The following is a 437-nucleotide window of genomic DNA, read 5'->3' on the forward strand; positions in this document are numbered from 1 at the left end:
TCATCAAGAGGCGACGTACGTGAAACACCATATTCAAAAGGTCTGTGCCTTTTTTGCAGCAATGTCTGGCTTTGCTAAGGAATTGCGCGACGAGGGCCATCATGTTTTGCACCTGACTCTGGATGACACTCAGGCGTTCTCAACATTCAGTGAGCTGCTTACTCATCACGTCAACGAGGTGCAGGCGTCGCGTTTTGAATTTCAAAGGCCGGATGAATACCGACTCCTTACACAACTACTCGCACTAAAGTTCCCCAACTGCGTTAGCAAGATGGTGGAAAGCGAGCACTTCCTATTGCCGTTTGACGACATTGCTCAGCAGTTTCCCGAAGGTAAGCATGTGCTGATGGAGCACTTCTACCGCCGTATGCGCAAGCGCTTTGATATCTTGATGGAAGAGGAAAAACCGCTAGGGGGGCAGTGGAACTTTGATAAAG

1 protein-coding gene is annotated in these 437 nt (G+C 49.2%); it reads left to right on the forward strand.

Going from position 1 to position 437, the window contains the following annotated elements; all coding sequences use genetic code 11:
* Positions 1 to 437 (forward strand): cryptochrome/photolyase family protein (locus tag AB4585_RS22780; protein ID WP_372171079.1); only part of this gene is annotated, 437 nt, incomplete at both ends.

Origin of the sequence: Vibrio sp. 10N.222.49.C9, from assembly GCF_041474985.1 — a bacterium.
GTDB lineage: Bacteria > Pseudomonadota > Gammaproteobacteria > Enterobacterales > Vibrionaceae > Vibrio > Vibrio crassostreae_C.